17 protein-coding genes are annotated in these 17,546 nt (G+C 63.3%); 11 read left to right on the forward strand and 6 right to left on the reverse strand.

The window, feature by feature from the left end:
- Positions 1–11: 11 nt before the first annotated feature.
- Positions 12–1,619, reverse strand: coding sequence for an ABC transporter substrate-binding protein (locus ACVWZT_RS09285; protein ID WP_296235011.1), 1,608 nt, complete (start codon positions 1,617–1,619; stop codon positions 12–14).
- Between the two features lie 361 nt (positions 1,620–1,980).
- On the opposite strand from ACVWZT_RS09285, the gene rpmB reads away from it, so the two are divergent.
- Both rpmB and rpmG read left to right on the forward strand, forming a co-directional pair.
- Positions 1,981–2,217, forward strand: coding sequence for a 50S ribosomal protein L28 (gene rpmB / locus ACVWZT_RS09290; RefSeq protein WP_003258972.1), 237 nt, complete (start codon positions 1,981–1,983; stop codon positions 2,215–2,217).
- Positions 2,218–2,227: 10 nt separating this feature from the next.
- On the forward strand, positions 2,228–2,383 hold the full coding sequence (gene rpmG, locus ACVWZT_RS09295) for a 50S ribosomal protein L33 (RefSeq protein ID WP_003253507.1): 156 nt from the start codon (positions 2,228–2,230) through the stop codon (positions 2,381–2,383).
- Positions 2,384–2,472: 89 nt separating this feature from the next.
- Here rpmG and ACVWZT_RS09300 read toward each other — a convergent pair whose 3' ends face one another.
- On the reverse strand, positions 2,473–2,832 hold the full coding sequence (locus tag ACVWZT_RS09300; protein WP_457469050.1) for a cupin domain-containing protein: 360 nt from the start codon (positions 2,830–2,832) through the stop codon (positions 2,473–2,475).
- Between the two features lie 196 nt (positions 2,833–3,028).
- On the opposite strand from ACVWZT_RS09300, the gene ACVWZT_RS09305 reads away from it, so the two are divergent.
- Together ACVWZT_RS09305 and ACVWZT_RS09310 are read left to right on the forward strand one after the other, a co-directional pair.
- Positions 3,029–4,522, forward strand: a complete 1,494-nt coding sequence (locus ACVWZT_RS09305) for an aldehyde dehydrogenase (RefSeq protein ID WP_186671873.1) — start codon at positions 3,029–3,031, stop codon at positions 4,520–4,522.
- 197 nt (positions 4,523–4,719) lie between these two features.
- Positions 4,720–5,859 (forward strand): MFS transporter, encoded by a 1,140-nt coding sequence (locus tag ACVWZT_RS09310; protein ID WP_296235013.1) that lies wholly within the window; start codon positions 4,720–4,722, stop codon positions 5,857–5,859.
- Positions 5,860–5,890: 31 nt separating this feature from the next.
- On the opposite strand, the gene ACVWZT_RS09315 is transcribed toward ACVWZT_RS09310, so the two are convergent.
- The gene (locus ACVWZT_RS09315) at positions 5,891–7,444 is read right to left on the reverse strand and encodes a phospholipase D family protein (protein WP_296235014.1); all 1,554 of its coding nucleotides are present in this window, start codon (positions 7,442–7,444) and stop codon (positions 5,891–5,893) included.
- A 60-nt stretch (positions 7,445–7,504) separates the two neighbouring features.
- Positions 7,505–8,935 carry an aminotransferase-like domain-containing protein gene (locus ACVWZT_RS09320; RefSeq protein ID WP_296235015.1) on the reverse strand — a complete coding sequence of 477 codons (1,431 nt, stop codon included), beginning with the start codon at positions 8,933–8,935 and terminating at the stop codon, positions 7,505–7,507.
- Positions 8,936–9,112: 177 nt separating this feature from the next.
- Between ACVWZT_RS09320 and ACVWZT_RS09325 the strand changes: the two genes are divergently transcribed.
- On the forward strand, positions 9,113–9,343 hold the full coding sequence (locus ACVWZT_RS09325) for a DUF1127 domain-containing protein (RefSeq protein WP_296235016.1): 231 nt from the start codon (positions 9,113–9,115) through the stop codon (positions 9,341–9,343).
- A 32-nt stretch (positions 9,344–9,375) separates the two neighbouring features.
- On the opposite strand, the gene ACVWZT_RS09330 is transcribed toward ACVWZT_RS09325, so the two are convergent.
- Positions 9,376–10,668 carry an NAD(P)/FAD-dependent oxidoreductase gene (locus ACVWZT_RS09330; RefSeq protein ID WP_296235017.1) on the reverse strand — a complete coding sequence of 431 codons (1,293 nt, stop codon included), beginning with the start codon at positions 10,666–10,668 and terminating at the stop codon, positions 9,376–9,378.
- A gap of 145 nt (positions 10,669–10,813) precedes the next feature.
- Between ACVWZT_RS09330 and ACVWZT_RS09335 the strand changes: the two genes are divergently transcribed.
- Positions 10,814–11,167 carry a YkgJ family cysteine cluster protein gene (locus ACVWZT_RS09335; RefSeq protein ID WP_296235018.1) on the forward strand — a complete coding sequence of 118 codons (354 nt, stop codon included), beginning with the start codon at positions 10,814–10,816 and terminating at the stop codon, positions 11,165–11,167.
- Between the two features lie 2 nt (positions 11,168–11,169).
- Here the strand turns inward: ACVWZT_RS09335 and dadR are convergent, their stop codons facing one another.
- The gene (gene dadR / locus ACVWZT_RS09340) at positions 11,170–11,658 is read right to left on the reverse strand and encodes a transcriptional regulator DadR (protein ID WP_003258963.1); all 489 of its coding nucleotides are present in this window, start codon (positions 11,656–11,658) and stop codon (positions 11,170–11,172) included.
- A gap of 156 nt (positions 11,659–11,814) precedes the next feature.
- Here dadR and dadA point away from each other — a divergent pair, with 156 nt between their 5' ends.
- The 5 genes from dadA to ACVWZT_RS09365 all read left to right on the forward strand — a co-directional run bounded on the left by dadA (position 11,815) and on the right by ACVWZT_RS09365 (position 17,538).
- Positions 11,815–13,119 carry a D-amino acid dehydrogenase gene (gene dadA, locus ACVWZT_RS09345; protein WP_296235019.1) on the forward strand — a complete coding sequence of 435 codons (1,305 nt, stop codon included), beginning with the start codon at positions 11,815–11,817 and terminating at the stop codon, positions 13,117–13,119.
- 142 nt (positions 13,120–13,261) lie between these two features.
- Positions 13,262–14,335, forward strand: coding sequence for an alanine racemase (gene alr, locus ACVWZT_RS09350; RefSeq protein WP_296235020.1), 1,074 nt, complete (start codon positions 13,262–13,264; stop codon positions 14,333–14,335).
- Positions 14,336–14,444: 109 nt separating this feature from the next.
- Positions 14,445–14,993, forward strand: a complete 549-nt coding sequence (locus ACVWZT_RS09355) for a cupin domain-containing protein (protein ID WP_013974777.1) — start codon at positions 14,445–14,447, stop codon at positions 14,991–14,993.
- A 154-nt stretch (positions 14,994–15,147) separates the two neighbouring features.
- Entirely contained in the window at positions 15,148–15,552 is a 405-nt protein-coding gene (locus tag ACVWZT_RS09360; RefSeq protein WP_038408395.1) for a c-type cytochrome, read from the forward strand.
- 129 nt (positions 15,553–15,681) lie between these two features.
- On the forward strand, positions 15,682–17,538 hold the full coding sequence (locus ACVWZT_RS09365) for an acetyl-CoA hydrolase/transferase C-terminal domain-containing protein (protein WP_457469053.1): 1,857 nt from the start codon (positions 15,682–15,684) through the stop codon (positions 17,536–17,538).
- The last annotated feature ends 8 nt before the right edge of the window (positions 17,539–17,546 follow it).

Here is a 17,546-nt window from a genome sequence, read left to right on the forward strand (position 1 = left end):
CCGGTGCAAGCTTATCTGGTGACCGACACCTTGCTGAAATCCAGCCGCCCGAACGGGCTCACCTGGTACCCCTCGACGTCCCGGCGCAGCAAGGTCGCTGCCGTCGGGTGCGCCAATGGCACCCACAGCGCCTGTTGCTGAATCAACGTTTGCGCCTGCTGGTACAGCCGGCTGCGCACGCTCTGGTCATTGGTGGTGCGGCCGGCGCTGATCAGCTGGTCCAGGCGGCTGTCGCAGAAGCGGGCGAAATTGGTCCCGGACTGCACCGCCGCGCAAGAAAACTGCGGGCTGAGGAAGTTGTCCGGGTCGCCGTTGTCACCAGCCCAACCCATGAACAGCAAGTCATGTTCGCCGGCCTTGGCGCGGCGGATCAGCTCGCCCCACTCGATCACACGGATTTCTGCCTTGATACCAACCTTGGCCAGGTCTGCCTGCAGCATCTGCGCACCGAGGCTGGGGTTGGGGTTGAGCAGGCTGCCCGACGGGCGGGTCCAGATCGTGGTGCTGAAGCCTTCCGCCAGGCCAGCCTTGGTCAGCAGGGCCTTGGCTTTCTTCAGGTCCAGCGGGTAGCCGGGCAGGTCCTTGGCGTAGCTCCAGGTGTTGGGCGGGTAGGGGCCATTGGCGGCCACTGCGGAGTCCTCGAACACGGCCTTGAGGTAGGCCTGCTTGTCGAAGGCCAGGTTGATGGCCTGACGCACCTCCGGCTTGTCCAGCGGCGGGTGCTGGCTGTTGATGGCGACGAAGGCCGTCATGAAGGCCGGGGTAGTCGCCACCTTGAGGTTGCCATCCGTGCCGGCTTCGGCAATGTCCAGTGGCTTGGGCGACAAGGCCACCTGGCATTCGCCGCGCTTGAGCTTCTGCAGGCGGACGTTGGCGTCCGTGGTAATGGCGAAGATCAGCGGGTCGACCGTCGGCTTGCCGGCGAAATAGTCAGGGTTGGCGCGGTAGCGCACCACGGCGTCTTTCTGAAAGCGCTGGAACACGAATGGCCCGGTGCCGACCGGCTGGCTGTTGAGCTTCTCTGGTGTGCCGGCCTTGAGCAGCTTGTCGGCATATTCGGCGGAGTAGATCGAGGCGAAGCCCATGCTCAGGGTGGCAAGGAACGTGGCGTCCGGGTGGTTGAGGGTGAAGCGTACGGTGTTCGGTGCCGGTGCCTCGATTGCCTTGATCAGGCTGCCTAGCTGTAGCGATTGGGCATGCGGATAACCACCCGCTGCGGTCTTGTGCCAGGCGTGCGCGGGGTAGAGCATGCGCTGGAAGCTGAACAACACATCGTCGGCGTTCAGCTCCCGGCTGGGCTTGAAGTAGGCGGTGGTGTGGAACTTCACGTCGTTGCGCAGGGTGAAGTCATAGACCAGGCCGTCGGCCGATACCGTCCAGCTGGCCGCCAGGCTTGGCACCACCTTGCCTTGCTGCGCATCGAACTCCACCAGCCGGTTCATCAGCACGTCGGCAGTGGCGTTGGTGGTAGTCAGCGAGTTGTACTGCACCACGTCGAAGCCTTCGGGGCTGGCCTCGCTGCACACGCTCAGCGGTGCAGCCTGGGCAACGCCGGCGGCGAACAGGGCGCTGGCGGCGAACACGGAGTTGAACAATAAGGAAAGGGCGGCGGCACGCATGGTGGCTCCTTGGCTGTCAGTGGCCCATCTGCCAGTGCAGTCTGGAAAAGGCCTACCCTAGTGCGGCTGTCGGAAAATGACCACACCCTTTTTTACAAAACTGGCGACGAGCGGTCGACGGCTGGCGGCGCCTGCCGCTATGCTGCCCCGGCGCGCTTGGCCGGCGCCGGAAATGTATCTTCTGTTGTTGTGGCCAAGTCTTTCTGGTATAAAGCAGCGCTCTTTTCTAGGGGCTCGGCCTGTCGCGTCAGCGTATCCGGTCGGTAAGACCTCCAGAATCACGGCGCCCAGGCGCCAAAGACTGAGAGATTAAGCGGCCAACCCATGCCGGGTTGGGCATGTGGTTTTAGAGGGCTGAGTCATGTCGAGAGTCTGTCAAGTTACTGGTAAGGGTCCAGTAACCGGGAACAACATTTCCCACGCAAACAACAAAACCCGTCGTCGTTTCCTGCCGAACCTGCAGCACCACCGTTTCTGGGTTGAGTCCGAGAAGCGTTTCGTGCGTCTGCGCGTATCCGCCAAAGGCATGCGCGTCATTGACAAGCGTGGTATCGACGTAGTGCTGGCCGAGCTGCGCGCTCGCGGCGAAAAGTTCTAAGGAGAACGTCATGCGTGAATTGATCCGTCTGGTTTCGAGTGCTGGCACTGGCCACTTCTACACCACCGACAAGAACAAGCGCACCACTCCGGACAAAATCGAGATCAAGAAATACGATCCGGTTGTTCGCAAGCACGTGGTGTACAAGGAAGCCAAGATCAAGTAATTGATCGGCGACCTGAAAAAACCCGCTTCCGAAAGGAGGCGGGTTTTTTTATGCCTGCAGAAGCCCGGGCTGCAAGCAGCCCCAGGGTCTTACTTCTGCTCGAACATGACATAAATCTTGCGGCAAGGCTCCAGCACCTCCCAGGTGCCCTTGAAGCCAGCCGGGATCACGAACCGGTCACCGGCGCGCAGGGTCTTGGCCGCGCCGTCCTGGTCGCGCAGCACCGACACGCCCTGGACGATCTCGCAGTATTCATGCTCGGTATAGTTCACTGTCCACTGTCCCACTTCGCCTTCCCATACGCCGGCGGCAAACTGCCCGCACGGGCTGAAATAATGGTTATAGACCGCCTGGTCCGGCTCGCCCTTGAGGATTTTTTCCGCCGCCGGGCGGTAGCGTTCGGCCTCGGTGATGACCTGGGCGAAGTCGATGATGCTGGCAATGCTCATGGTTCGGCTCCTGTTGTTGTTTAATAAAATGCACATCAGTAGGCTTTTGAGGCCTCCGTGTCAAATATATTGATAGTTTGCCCGGCCTGGTTTAGGGTATTGCCTGCCAGTGTGCGCTTGTCGCCCGGCCAGAATTCTGACAACGCCAGCGAGTCCTCAGTGCGGCGTTGCACCTAAACAAGAGGAGGAGTTTCGTATGACCACCCTGACTCGTGCGGACTGGGAACAGCGTGCCCAGCAACTGAAGATCGAAGGCCGTGCCTTCATCAACGGCGAATACACCGATGCCGCATCCGGTGAAACCTTCGAGTGCCTGAGTCCGGTCGACGGACGCTTCCTGGCCAAGGTTGCCAGCTGCGACCTGGCCGATGCCAACCGCGCTGTGGAAAACGCCCGTGCCACCTTCAACTCCGGCGTGTGGTCGCAACTGGCCCCGGCCAAGCGCAAGGCCAAGCTGATCCGCTTCGCCGACCTGCTGCGCAAGAACGTCGAAGAACTGGCGCTGCTGGAAACCCTGGACATGGGCAAGCCCATCGGCGACTCCTCCAGCATCGACATCCCGGGCGCTGCCAATGCCATCCACTGGACCGCCGAAGCCATCGACAAGGTCTACGACGAAGTCGCCCCGACTCCGCATGACCAGCTTGGCCTGGTCACCCGCGAGCCAGTGGGCGTGGTCGGTGCCATCGTACCGTGGAACTTCCCCCTGCTGATGGCTTGCTGGAAACTCGGCCCGGCCCTGGCCACCGGTAACTCGGTGGTGCTCAAGCCGTCCGAAAAATCGCCGCTGACCGCCATCCGTATCGCCCAACTGGCCATCGAAGCCGGTATTCCGGCTGGCGTACTGAACGTACTGCCAGGCTACGGCCACACCGTGGGCAAGGCCCTGGCCCTGCACATGGATGTCGATACCCTGGTGTTCACCGGCTCGACCAAGATCGCCAAGCAGCTGATGGTCTATGCCGGCGAATCGAACATGAAGCGCATCTGGCTGGAGGCGGGCGGCAAGAGCCCGAACATCGTCTTCGCCGACGCCCCGGACCTGCAAGCCGCTGCCGAGGCCGCAGCCAGTGCCATCGCCTTCAACCAAGGTGAGGTGTGCACCGCAGGTTCGCGTCTGCTGGTCGAGCGTTCGATCAAGGACAAGTTTCTGCCCATGGTGGTCGAGGCCCTGAAAGGCTGGAAGCCGGGCAACCCGCTGGACCCACAGACCACTGTCGGTGCCCTGGTCGATACCCAGCAAATGAACACCGTGCTGTCGTACATCGAGGCTGGTCACAAGGACGGCGCCAAGCTGCTGGCTGGCGGCAAGCGCACCCTGGAAGAGACCGGCGGCACCTATGTCGAGCCGACCATCTTCGACGGCGTGACCAATGCCATGAAGATCGCCCAGGAAGAGATCTTCGGCCCGGTACTGTCGGTGATCGCCTTTGATACCGCCGAAGAGGCCGTGGCCATCGCCAACGACACGCCGTATGGCCTGGCGGCGGGTATCTGGACCTCGGACATCTCCAAGGCGCACAAGACCGCTCGTGCCGTACGCGCTGGCAGCGTCTGGGTCAACCAGTACGATGGCGGCGACATGACCGCGCCGTTCGGTGGCTTCAAGCAGTCGGGTAACGGCCGTGACAAGTCGCTGCACGCGCTGGAGAAGTACACCGAGCTGAAGGCGACCTGGATCAAGCTGTAACCCCAGGGGGCCGCTTTGCGGCCCGATCGTCGGCAAGCCAGCTCCCACTTGACCGCGCTACCTTCAGGTTTGTGCAGTACCGGCGGGAGCAGGCTTGCCGGCGATGGTCTGCACGGCAGCCCCAACAATAGCCGGGTTGGCTCACGCTGCCCGGCTTCGTCGTTTCTGCTGTTCGAATGTCTGCCTGGGAGGCTGCAATGCGTTGGGGGACCTACTTCGCCGTACTGGCATCAGTGCTCAGCGTCGGGCTGGCGCTCGGCGTGAGCATGCCGCTGGTATCCCTGCGCCTGGAGGCGTGGGGCTACGGTAGCTTCGCCATTGGCGTGATGGCCGCGATGCCGGCGCTGGGTGTACTGGTCGGCGCCAGCCTGGCCAGCCGCCTGGCCGGCTGGGTCGGCGTCCCTTCAGCCATGCGCCTGTGCCTGTGGGGCGGGGCGCTGTCGATCGGCCTGGTCGCCTTGCTGCCCAGTTATCCGCTGTGGCTGCTGCTGCGCCTGCTGATCGGTATGTCGCTGACCGTGGTGTTCATCCTCGGCGAGAGCTGGATCAACCAGTTGGTGGTCGAGCAGTGGCGTGGCCGCCTGGTGGCGCTGTATGGCAGCAGCTATGCCCTCAGCCAGCTGGCCGGGCCGTTGGTGCTCGGCTTTCTCGGCTCCGATGATGACTTTGGCTTCTGGGCCGCTACCGGCTTGCTACTGGTGGCACCGCTGATTCTCCTGGGGCGTGGCGGCGCACCGAGCACCGAAGCCTGCAATGTCACCTTCAGCGACCTATTCACCTTCTGCCGGCGTTTGCCGGTGATTGCCTGGGCCATCGCCCTGTTCGCCTCGTTCGAGGCAATGATCCTGACCTTGTTGCCGGTGTACTGCCTGCAGCAGGGCTTCAGTACCGAAATTGCCCTGTTCATGGTCAGTACCGTGGTGGTCGGCGATGCGGTGTTGCAGCTGCCTATTGGCGCAATGGCCGACCGTATGTCGCGACGTGCCTTGTTCACTGGCTGTGCGGTGACCTTGCTGGTGTCCAGCCTGGTCATTCCGCTGCTGCTGCAAACGCCGCTGATCTGGCCGTTGTGGGTGTTGTTCGGGGCCAGTGCCGGGGGCCTGTTCACCTTGTCGCTGGTGTTGATCGGCGAGCGCTACCGCGATGATGAACTGGTGCGGGCCAATGCCCATGTGGCACAACTGTGGGGTATTGGCTGCCTGCTCGGGCCGTTGCTTGCAGGGGCTGGAAGCCAGTGGCTCAGTGGCCACGCGCTGCCGTTGCTGATGGCGCTGGGGGCTGCCGGGTTGGTGGTGTTGACCCGGCAGCGTGGGGCTTTCGAGCCGGCATCTGCCTGAAGCATTGGGGCCGCTTTGCAGCCCCATCCGGTCACAACATCTTCTCCAGCCCGACCGCCTTGCTGATCCAGGCATTGAACCGCCGCCATATCCCGCCCGGCTCGGAGGTCAGCATGTGTTGCTGGCCATTGTCCTCGGTTGCCCACACCAGTTTGTCGCCCACCAGCTTCACCTGGTAGCTCAACGCAGGCGCCATACCCTGCTGGGCCAGCTCACGGGTGTACTCGGCCAGTTCCGGGCTGTCCACCAGCACACCGACCTCGGTATTCCACAACACCGAGCGTGGGTCGAAGTTGAACGAGCCGATAAAGGTCTTGCGGCGGTCGAACACGATCGCCTTGGTATGCAGGCTCGAATCCGAGCTGCCGTGGTAACTCAAACGCCCGGAGCTGGGGTCACCAGGTTGCCGACGCAGCTCGTAGAGCTGCACGCCGTGCTCAAGCAAGGCCCGGCGGTAGGGCGCATAGCCGCCATGTACCGCCGGCACGTCGGTGGCTTCCAGCGAGTTGGTCAGCAGCTTCACCGAAGTGCCGGCGTCGGCACGACCGGTGAGGTACAGCAGGCCCGGCTCGCGCGGCACGAAATACGCCGACATCAGGATAAGTTCACGGTGCACGTTTGCCAGGTCTGGCGCCAATTGCTGGCTCAGCAACAGTTGCGGGTCCGGTTCGTCGTCGGCCAGTACCTTGCTTGGCGCATCCCAGAGTGCCTGGGCATGGGCCCAGATCAGTTCATTGCGCCACACATCCAGGCGCGGCTGTGACTGGTAGGCCATCAAGCGGTCATACAGGGCTTTGCGTTGGGTCCTGGCTTCGGCCAGCGATACTTCCAGGCGTTGGCGGCTGGCGCGCAGGTCGCTGGTATCCGGGTCGTGCCAGAGGAAGTCGGTGATCGGCCGGCTGAGGGCACTGTTCCAGTACTGGTCGAAACTGTGCCCCAGTTGTTCGGCGATCGGGCCTACCCCCAGCAGGTCGATGTCGGTGAAATTGAGGTTGGGTTCGGCGTCGAAATACTCATCGCCCAGGTTGCGCCCGCCGACGATGGCCATGCTGTTATCTACCAGGAACAGTTTGTTGTGCATGCGTCGGTGCTGGCGCGACAGGTTGAACAGGCGGCCCACGGCGCGCGTCACGCCAGTGCTACGGCCCAGGTGCAGCGGGTTGAACACACGGATGTGGATGTTCGGGTGGGCATCGAGGGTGCCCATGATGGTGTCAAGGCCGTCGCTGGTGGTGTCGTCGAGCAGAATGCGTATGCGCACGCCCCGGTCGGCCGCGCGCAGCAGCTCATGCACCAGTGCGCGGGTGCTGAGGCCGTCGTGGACGATGTAATACTGCAGGTCAATGCTCGCCTGGGCATTGCGGATCAGTTCGGCGCGGGCGCGGAAGGCCTCGTTGCTGTTGGGGAGCAGGCGAAAGCCCGAGCGGCCGCTGTAGGGCGCGGCCTGGCGCTGTATCGAACGGCCGAAGGCCGAATCGCTGGCAGGCAGCGCCTGGCTGGTTTCGCGGGGCGCGCCGACGCTGGCACAGCCGGCAAGGCCGAGCAATAGCACCAGCAGCATTGGCAGGGCTCGCTGGAGTCTCAAGGTTGGATCGTCCTGTGCAACGAAGGCTTAAAGGGTTGGACCGTAGCAAGCGGCGCAAAGTTACGCGCCAGCGTGTTCTTCATCCAGTAGACGAAGGGCGGTTTCGCCGACCTTGCGCACCGCAGCTTCGACCTGCGGTGTCGGCCGCGCCGCGAAGTTCATGCGCAGGCAGTGGCGGAATTTGCCCGAGGCCGAGAAGATGCTGCCTACGGCAACCTGCACGCCTTGTTCCAGTAAAGCGCGGTTCAGCCGCAACGTGTCGAAATGTTCGGGTAACTCCACCCACAGCATGAAACCGCCCTGGGGCCGGCTGACCCGCGTGCCCGCCGGGAAGTAACGGGTCACCCAGTCGCTCATCAGGTCGCGGCCACGCTGGTACTGGCTGCGCATGCGTCGCACATGGGGTTGGTAGTGCCCGGCAGCGATGAAGTCGGCAATCGCCAGTTGCGGTTGGCTGGCGGTACTGCCGGTGCTGATGTATTTCATGTGCAGCACCCGTTCCAGGTAACGCCCGGGTGCCACCCAGCCTATGCGCAGGCCGGGAGCCAGGGTCTTGGAGAACGAGCTGCACAGCAGCACGCGGCCATCGTCGTCGAAGGACTTGAGGGTGCGCGGGCGCGGGTAGGTATAGGCCAGGTCGCCGTAGACATCGTCCTCCAGAATGGCCACGTCGTAGCGCTGGGCCAGGCTCAGCAGGGCCTTCTTGCGGGCTTCGGGCATGATGTAGCCGAGCGGGTTGTTGCAGCTGGGGGTGATCTGGATGAGCTTGATCGGCCACTGCTCCAGGGCCAGCTCCAGCGCCTCCAGGCTGATGCCGGTGACCGGGTCGGTGGGAATTTCCAGGGCTTTCATGCCCAGGCCCTTGAGGGTCTGCATGGCGCCATGGAAGCTCGGCGAGTCGACTGCGACGATGTCGCCGGGTTCACATACTGCCCGGATGCTGCACGACAACGCCTCATGGCAGCCAGTGGTCACCACCAGGTCGGCCGGGCCCAGGCGGCAGCCAGAGTCGAGCATCAGCCGCGCTACCTGTTCGCGCAGGGCGAGGTTGCCGTGGATGTTGTCGTAGTACAGGCCAGGCATATCCTGCCTTCTGCTCAACTGGGCGAGGCTGCGCAACAGTGGCTTGAGGGTGGGGCTATCGACGTCGGGCATGCCGCGACCGAGCTGGACAACATCCTGGCGCGGCGTGCTGCGCACCAGTTCCAGCACCTGTTCCCACTGCGAAATGTCCACCGGGCGCTGAGCCGGACGGCTGACGGCGGGAAGAGCGGGCAACTGACGAAGGTTGCTGACGAAGTAGCCGGACTTGGGCCGCGGCGAGACCATGCCGCTGTCCTCCAGCATGCGATAGGCCTGCTGCACCGTGCTCAGGCTGACGCCGTGCTCCACGCTCAGGGCGCGCACCGACGGCAGGCGCTGGCCGGGACGATAGAGGCCCTGCTCGATACGGGCGCCGAGCAGCTCGGCGAGGTTCAGGTAGAGGGTCACGGCATACTCCTGCGCTGCATTGGCATAGCGACCGGTACAGTTGCGTTGAAAATACAGCATTCAGTTGGCAGGCGGCCAATTCTGTATGGGAATAATAGGCCTGTATTGGATCTGTATTGCCGGTGCCTGCAACGCGCATGCTTTCTCCACGGTATCAATCGAACGGAGGATGCAGCGATGGGGGGCATGAGCGATGTGCGCTTGCAACTGTTGGCCAGGGAACTGGAAGCCGGGCAGCAGGCCAAGGTGTTCAACGCGCCGCAAGGGCTAGGGCGTTGGGGGCTGATGCTGCATCGCTGGCATACCCGCAGGGCGCTGCTGCAGTTGACTGACGATGAGTTGCGCGACGTCGGGCTGAGCTGGGAGCAGGCGCGTACAGAAGGGCGCAAACCCTTCTGGAAAGACTAATCGGCAGGTGTCGCGCGGGCCGCTCCGGGGTTTCAGATCAGCTCTTTCAGGCGATGCCACAGCATCCCCAACGCCAGCAATGGAGAGCGCAGGTGCTGGCCGCCCGGGAAGGTGATGTGCGGCACCTTGGCGAACAGCTCGAAGCGCCCGCTCTCCTGGCCACTGATGGCCTCGCCCAGCAGGCGTGCAGCCAGGTGGGTGGCATTCAGCCCATGGCCGGAGTAGGCCTGGGCGTAATAGACATTCGGCTGGCTGGCCAGGCGGCCGACCTGCGGCAGGCGGTTGGCTCCGATGCCGATCATGCCGCCCCACTGGTAATCGATGCGGACATCGGCCAGTTGCGGGAATACCTTGAGCATCTTCGGCCGCATGTAGGCGGCAATGTCTTTGGGGTCTCGCCCTGAATAATGGCACGCGCCGCCGAACAGCAGGCGGTGGTCGGCGGACAGGCGGTAATAGTCCAACGCTACCCTTTGGTCACACACCGCCATGTTCTGCGGCAACAGTGTGCGGGCACGCTCTTCACCCAGCGGTTCGGTGGCGATGATGTAGCTGCCAGCCGGCAGTACCTTGCCGCCCAGTTCGCGGTTGAGGTTGTTGTGGTAGGCATTGCAGCACAGGACCAAGGTCTTGGCCCGCACCCTGCCCTGGGCGGTATGTACCTGCACTTCAGGGCCATAATCGATGCGGGTGACCTCGGACTGCTCGAACAGCTTGACGCCCAGTCGGCTGGCCACGGCCGCTTCACCCAGAGCTAGGTTGAGCGGGTGCAGGTGCCCGGAGCCCATGTCGATCAGCCCGCCCGCATAGCAGTCGGCGCCGACCACGCTGTGGATATCGTCCTTGCCGACCAGGCGTAGCTCATGGGCATAGCCCAGGCTGCGCAGTTCTTCGGCGTCTTCGGCAAACCCCTGCAACTCGGCAGGTTTGTTGGCCAGATCGCAGTAGCCCCAGGTCAGGTCGCAGGCGATGGCATGTTTCTCGATCCGCTCACGAACGATCTGCACGGCCTCCAGGCCCATCAGCTTCATGCTGCGTACGCCTTCCTCACCGATCACCGGGACGAACTGCTCCAGGCCATGACCGACGCCGCGGATCAGTTGCCCGCCATTGCGTCCACTGGCGCCCCAACCAAGCTTGCGAGCTTCCAGCAGGATGACCGAGAAGCCACGCTCGGCCAGTTCGATGGCGGTGTTCAGGCCCGAATAGCCACCACCGACAATGCACACATCGGCGCTGTGTGCGCCTTGCAGGAAAGAGTGGTCAGGGTGTTGCGCGCTGCTGGCGGTGTAGTAGGAGGCGGCGTGCTGCGCGCTGTGAATCATTGGCTCGGTCCTGAAGCTGGTGGGCAAGGGGGGAGGATAAGCCGGGGCTCAGGGGGGGGCAACCGCTTGGCCTGGTTTACGCCGTCAGTGTAGGAGCGGCCCGGTGAGCCTATAATCCGGCCAAGTTCCTGTTTTGTATTCAGCCATGTCCTGCAACCGCCACAAGATCCATTTCCTGCGCGAACTCATCCCTTCATTCGAATGCGAACCCGGATGCCATGACTGCTGCGGCCCGGTCACCACCTCGGCGGAAGAAATGGCCCGCCTGCCGCGCAAGTCGCAGGCCGAGCAGGACGCTGCCCTGGAGCGCCTAGACTGCGTGCACCTGGGCCCCAATGGCTGCACCGTCTACGAAGAGCGGCCAATGATCTGCCGGTTGTTCGGCACCACTCCGCGCCTGGCCTGCCCGCGTGGCCGTGGCCCGGAGCATATGATCGACCCTGCCGCCGAGCAACTGGTCCATCAGTTCATCGCCACCACCCGCCAGGTGTTGGTCTAGCTTCAGTCCGGGATCGGCAGGCAGAGGCTTTCCTTCACCTCTTCCATTACGATATAGCTCTTCGATTCGCGCACGTGCGGCAGCTTCAGCAGGATGTCGCCAAGCAGCTTGCGGTACGAGGCCATTTCCGAAATGCGCGCCTTCACCAGGTAGTCGAAATCGCCCGAAACCAGGTGACACTCCAGCACGTGTGGCAGTTTCAACACCGCACGGCGGAACTCCTCGAAGGTATCCCCCGACTTGTAGTCCAGGCTGATTTCCACGAACACCAGCAGGCTGCCCTTGAGGTGCTGCGGGTTCAGGCGGGCGTTGTAGCCCATGATGATGCCCTCGCGCTCCAGGCGGCGAACCCGCTCGGTGCAAGGGGTAGTGGACAGCCCGACTTTCTCGCCCAGTTCAGTGAAGGAAATACGCCCGTCGTTCTGCAGGATACGCAGGATGTTGCGGTCGATCTTGTCCAGCTCACGCTTGCTCTGGTGCTGGGTTCGCATAGGGGATGCCCCTCCGTGAAAGGCGATTTTGCCGAGAATTCTCGCCAATAATAGGCTTTTATATAGTGAATTGCACTGCCTTCAAATTTCTATACTGCGCGCATCCATGCCATTTCAACAAAAGACTGCGGTGCGCCGCGTGCGAGGAATAAAACGATGCGAGTTCTGGTACTTGGTAGCGGTGTGATCGGAACCGCCAGTGCCTACTACCTGGCCCGGCAAGGTTTCGAAGTGACAGTGGTCGACCGCCAACCGGCGGTGGCCATGGAAACCAGTTTTGCCAACGCTGGCCAGATCTCGCCCGGCTATGCCTCGCCCTGGGCTGCACCGGGCGTGCCGCTGAAGGCCATCAAATGGCTGCTGGAGCGCCACGCCCCATTGGCCATCAAGCTCACCGGCGACGTCGACCAGTACCTGTGGATGGCGCAGATGTTGCGCAACTGCACAGCCAGCCGTTACGCGGTGAACAAGGAGCGCATGGTGCGCCTGTCCGAGTACAGCCGTGACTGCCTCGACGAGCTGCGGGCCGAAACCGGCATCGCCTATGAAAACCGCAGCCTGGGCACCACCCAGTTGTTCCGGACCCAGGCTCAGGTAGATGCCGCAGCCAAGGACATTGCCGTGCTCGAACAGTCCGGCGTGCCTTACGAGTTGCTCGACCGCGACGGCATTGCTCGTGTCGAGCCGGCCCTGGCTGGCGTGAAAGACATTTTGGCCGGCGCCCTGCGCCTGCCCAACGACCAGACCGGCGACTGCCAGCTGTTCACCACCAAGCTGGCCGACATGGCTACCAAGCTCGGCGTGGAGTTCCGCTTCGGCCAGGATATCCAGCGCCTGGACTTCGCCGGCGACCGCATCAATGGCGTATGGATCGACGGTAAGCTGGAAACCGCCGACCGCTACGTGCTGGCGCTGGGCAGCTACTCGCCGCAGATGCTCAAGCCGCTGGGTATCAAGGCCCCGGTGTATCCACTGAAGGGCTATTCGCTGACCGTGCCGATCACCAACGCCGACATGGCCCCGACATCGACCATTCTCGACGAGACCTACAAAGTCGCGATTACCCGGTTCGACAACCGTATCCGTGTTGGCGGCATGGCTGAAATTGCCGGTTTTGACCTGTCACTGAACCCGCGTCGGCGCGAAACGCTGGAGATGATCGTCAACGACCTTTATCCTCGCGGCGGTGACTTGAGCCAGGCCAGCTTCTGGACCGGCCTGCGCCCGGCAACGCCGGACGGTACGCCGATCGTCGGTGCCACGGCGTTCCGCAACCTGTTCCTGAATACCGGCCACGGTACCTTGGGCTGGACCATGGCGTGCGGCTCCGGTCGCCTGCTGGCCGACCTGATTGCGCGCAAGAAGCCGCAGATCAGTGCCGAAGGCCTGGACATCTTCCGCTATGGCAACAGCCGGGAAGTGGCCAAGCATGGGCAGACTGCGCCGGTCCACCAGCAGTAACAGCCTGTACCGGCCTGTTCGCGGCTTAAAGCCGCTCCCACAGGGGGCCGCATGCCCCCGGACAGTGTGTCCCTTGTAGGAGCGGCTTCGGCCACGAAGAACCCGACACCGTTTTAACCCTGTGAACCATAAGGCAGCCGCCATGCGTCCCGCCCGCGCCCTGATCGACCTCCAGGCCCTGCGCCACAACTACCGTCTGGCCCGTGAACTGACCGGTGCCAAAGCTCTCGCCGTGATCAAGGCCGATGCCTACGGCCATGGTGCCGTGCGCTGTGCGCTGGCCCTGGAAGCAGAAGCCGATGGCTTTGCCGTGGCCTGTATCGAGGAGGCGCTGGAGCTACGCGCCGCCGGTATCAAGGCGCCGGTGCTGCTGCTGGAAGGTTTTTTCGAGGCCAGCGAACTGGCGCTGATCGCCGAGCACAACCTGTGGTGCGTGGTGCATTCGCTATGGCAGCTGGAAGCGATCGAGCAAACCCAGTTGCACAAGCCGCTCACCGTCTGGCTCAAGCTCGACAGCGGCATGCACCGTGTCGGCCTGCATCCCAAGGACTACCACGAGGCCTACCAGCGTCTGCTGGCCAGTGGCAAGGTCGCGCGCATTGTGCTGATGAGCCACTTCGCCCGTGCCGACGAGCTGGATGCTGACGCCACCGCCCAGCAGATCGCCGTATTCGAGGCCGCCCGCCAGGGCCTGGCCGCCGAATGCAGCCTGCGCAACTCGCCCGGTGTGCTGGGTTGGCCGCAGGCACCCAGTGACTGGGTACGCCCGGGCCTGATGCTGTACGGGGCCACGCCGTTCGAAGTGGTCCAGGCCGAAGCCGAGCGCCTGCAGCCAGTGATGACCCTGCAATCGCGGGTGATCAGCGTGCGCGAGCTGCCGGCTGGCGAGCCGGTGGGCTATGGCGCCAGGTTCATCAGCCCGCGGCCGACCCGCGTGGGCGTGGTCGCCATGGGTTATGCCGATGGTTACCCACGCCAGGCACCGAATGGCACCCCGGTGCTGGTCGCCGGCAAGCGCACGCAGCTGATCGGCCGTGTGTCGATGGACATGCTCAACGTCGACCTGACCGACATACCGGAAGCGACCGTCGGCAGCCCCGTCGAACTGTGGGGCAAGCATGTGCTGGCCAGCGAGGTGGCAGCCCAGGCTGGCACCATTCCTTACCAGATCTTCTGCAACCTGAAGCGGGTACCGCGGGACTACTGCGGCGAATGAGACGCTGAAGCGGACAGGTCAGGGGACTGTGTGTTGTAAATACTGAACGGCATTGCCATGATATCGTTCACATCCACCCCCTTTTCCACCGTTTCAGGAGGCTCCAGCTTTGGACGTCGGCGAACGACTGCAAGCCATCCGCAAGCTCAAGGGCCTGTCCCAGCGTGAGCTCGCCAAGCGTGCCGGGGTGACCAACAGCACAATCTCGATGATCGAGAAGAACAGCGTGAGCCCTTCGATCAGCTCGCTGCGCAAGGTGTTGAGTGGCATCCCCATGTCCATGGTCGAGTTCTTCTCGGTCGAGCTGGAACCTGAAAGCCCCACGCAGATCGTCTACAAGGCCCATGAGCTGATCGATATCTCGGACGGTGCAGTGACCATGAAGCTGGTCGGCAAGTCGCACCCCAACCGTGCCATCGCTTTTCTCACCGAGGTGTACCCACCAGGTGCCGACACCGGTGCCGAAATGCTCACCCACGATGGCGAGGAAACCGGCATCCTGCTGGAAGGCCGCCTGGAGCTGGTGGTCGGCAACGAAATCTTCATCCTCGAGGAAGGCGACAGCTACTACTTCGAAAGCACCCGCCCGCACCGCTTCCGCAACCCGTTCGACCGGCCGGCGCGGTTGATCAGCGCGGCGACCCCATCGAACTTTTGATCCAGCGCAGTGCATTGATTCGGCAATACCCCTTTCCCGTGTAGGGTCGTTTCACGGCCTCCGGGTTCCCGCTATACTTTTCAGCGCTCGCCGATTCGTGGCCGCGAGCGTGATTAGCCACCATGAGGGTGTTCGCGTGAACCAAATCAAGAAGATGCTGGCCGTACCAGCAGCCGTATTCGCCCTCTGGGCAATGAGCGCAACCGCTGCGACCAATGACGACATCGCCAAGCGCCTGGAGCCGGTTGGCCAGGTGTGTGTGCAGGGCCAGGAATGCAAGGGCATGGAAGTGGCCGCTGCCGCAGGTGGCGGGGGCGCCAAGACACCGGACGAGATTATCGCCAAGCACTGCAACGCCTGCCATGGCTCTGGCCTGCTCGGCGCGCCGAAGATCGGCGACACCGCAGCCTGGAAAGAGCGTGCCGACCATCAGGGCGGCCTGGACGGCATCCTGGCCAAGGCCATTACCGGTATCAACGCCATGCCGCCGAAAGGCACCTGCGCGGATTGTTCGGATGATGACCTCAAAGGAGCCATCAAGAAGATGTCCGGGCTGTGAGTATCAGCTGAATTGCACAAGGCCCGCCTGATTCTGGCGGGCTTTGTTTTTATCGTGCCTGTACCGGCAACCAACGACTTCCGGCCCATGTCCAACCCCCTGAACCCATGGATGTCTCAGGAGGCCCCGATGCACCTCTGCTCCATCGACCAGGCTGTCGAGCAGGTCCTGGCGCGCCTGCCAGCTCATATCCACATGGGCCTGCCGCTGGGCCTGGGCAAGCCCAACGCCTTCGTCAACGCGCTCTATGCCCGCATCCGTGAGCTGCCGGAACGGCAACTGACCATCTACACCGCGCTGTCCCTCGGTCGGCCGCCACTGGGTGATGGGCTGCAGCGGCGCTTTCTCGAGCCCTTCGTCGAGCGGGTCTTCGCCGACTACGAAGAGCTCGGCTACCTCGCCGACCTGCGTAACGGCAGCCTGCCGCCGAACATCCGTGTCGAACAGTTCTTCATGCAACCCGGCAGCCTGCTGCACAGCGAGGCTGCCCAGCAAGACTACATCAGCAGCAACTACAGCCACGCCGCGCGCGATATCAACGCCAAGGGCCTGAACCTGATTGCGCAACTGGTGGCGGCTACCCCGGAGCGGCCGGTGCATCTGAGCCTGGCCTGCAACCCCGACATCACCCTCGACCTGCTGCCGATGATCGCCAGGCGCCGTGCCGCAGGTGAAACCATCCTCATGCTCGGCCAGGTGCATGCCGAGCTGCCGTACATGCCAGGCGACGCCGAGCTGCCCATGGATGCCTTCGACTTGTTGCTCGACGAAGCCGAACAGCGTCGCCTGTTCTCCACGCCGAACATGCCGGTCAGCACCCAGGATCATTGCATTGGCCTGTACGCCAGCAGCCTGGTACGCGATGGCGGGACCCTGCAGATCGGCATTGGTGCCATGGGCGACGCGGTAGCCGCCGCCCTGCTGGCGCGCCAGGGCGACAACGGCGGGTACCGTGCCGTACTCGATGATCTGGATATAGGCCCATGGCAAGCGCTGGTCGAGCGCGAAGGCGGGCTGGGTGCTTTCGCCGAGGGGCTGTATGGCTGTAGCGAGATGTTCGTCAACGGCCTGCTGGTGCTGGCTGAAGCGGGCCTGCTGCGGCGCGCGGCGGATGCGCAGGGCAGCGTGCTGCACGGCGGCTTCTTCCTCGGCCCTCAGGCCTTCTACCAGCGCCTGCGCGACATGACGCTGGAACAGCGCGCACGGTTTGCCATGACCCGCATCAGCTTTATCAACGAGCTGTACGGTCAGGAGCAACTCAAGCGCCGTCAGCGCCGCGACGCGCGCTTCATCAATACTGTGTTCGGCATGACCTTGCTCGGTGCCGGAGTGGCCGACCAGCTGGAAGACGGTCGCGTACTCAGCGGCGTGGGTGGCCAGTACAACTTCGTTGCCCAGGGGCATGCGCTGGAGGGTGGGCGCTCGATCCTGCTGCTGCGTAGCTGGCGCGAGGCAGGCGGAGAGGTGACCTCGAATCTGTTCTGGACCTATGGCCACTGCACCATACCCCGGCACCTGCGCGATATCGTGGTGACCGAATATGGCATTGCCGACTTGCGCGGGCAGACCGACAGCGAGGTGATTGCCCGTTTGCTGGCGGTGTGTGATTCACGGTTCCAGCAGGGGCTGATCGAACAGGCCAAGGAGGCCGGCAAGCTCGCCTGGGATTTTCAACTGGAAGCACGCTTTACCGACAACACGCCGCAGCGCCTGGAGGCGATCAGGGCGCGGCATGCACGGCTGTTCCCGGAGTATCCGCTGGGCACGGACTTTACGGCTGAAGAGCGGGATCTGCTGCGCGCGCTGAACTGGTTGAAGAGCAAGTTCAAGCTGAGCGAGGTGCTGGAGCTGGGCAAGGCAGCACTGGATGCGCCGGGGCCCGAAGGGTACGAGCGGCATCTGGCGCGCATGGGCCTGGAACGGACGCAGGGGCTGAAGGACGAGCTGTATGTGCGGCTGCTGCTGGCAGGGTTGGCGGCGACCTGAAGCACGGG

Source organism: Pseudomonas sp. TE21394, from assembly GCF_054057835.1.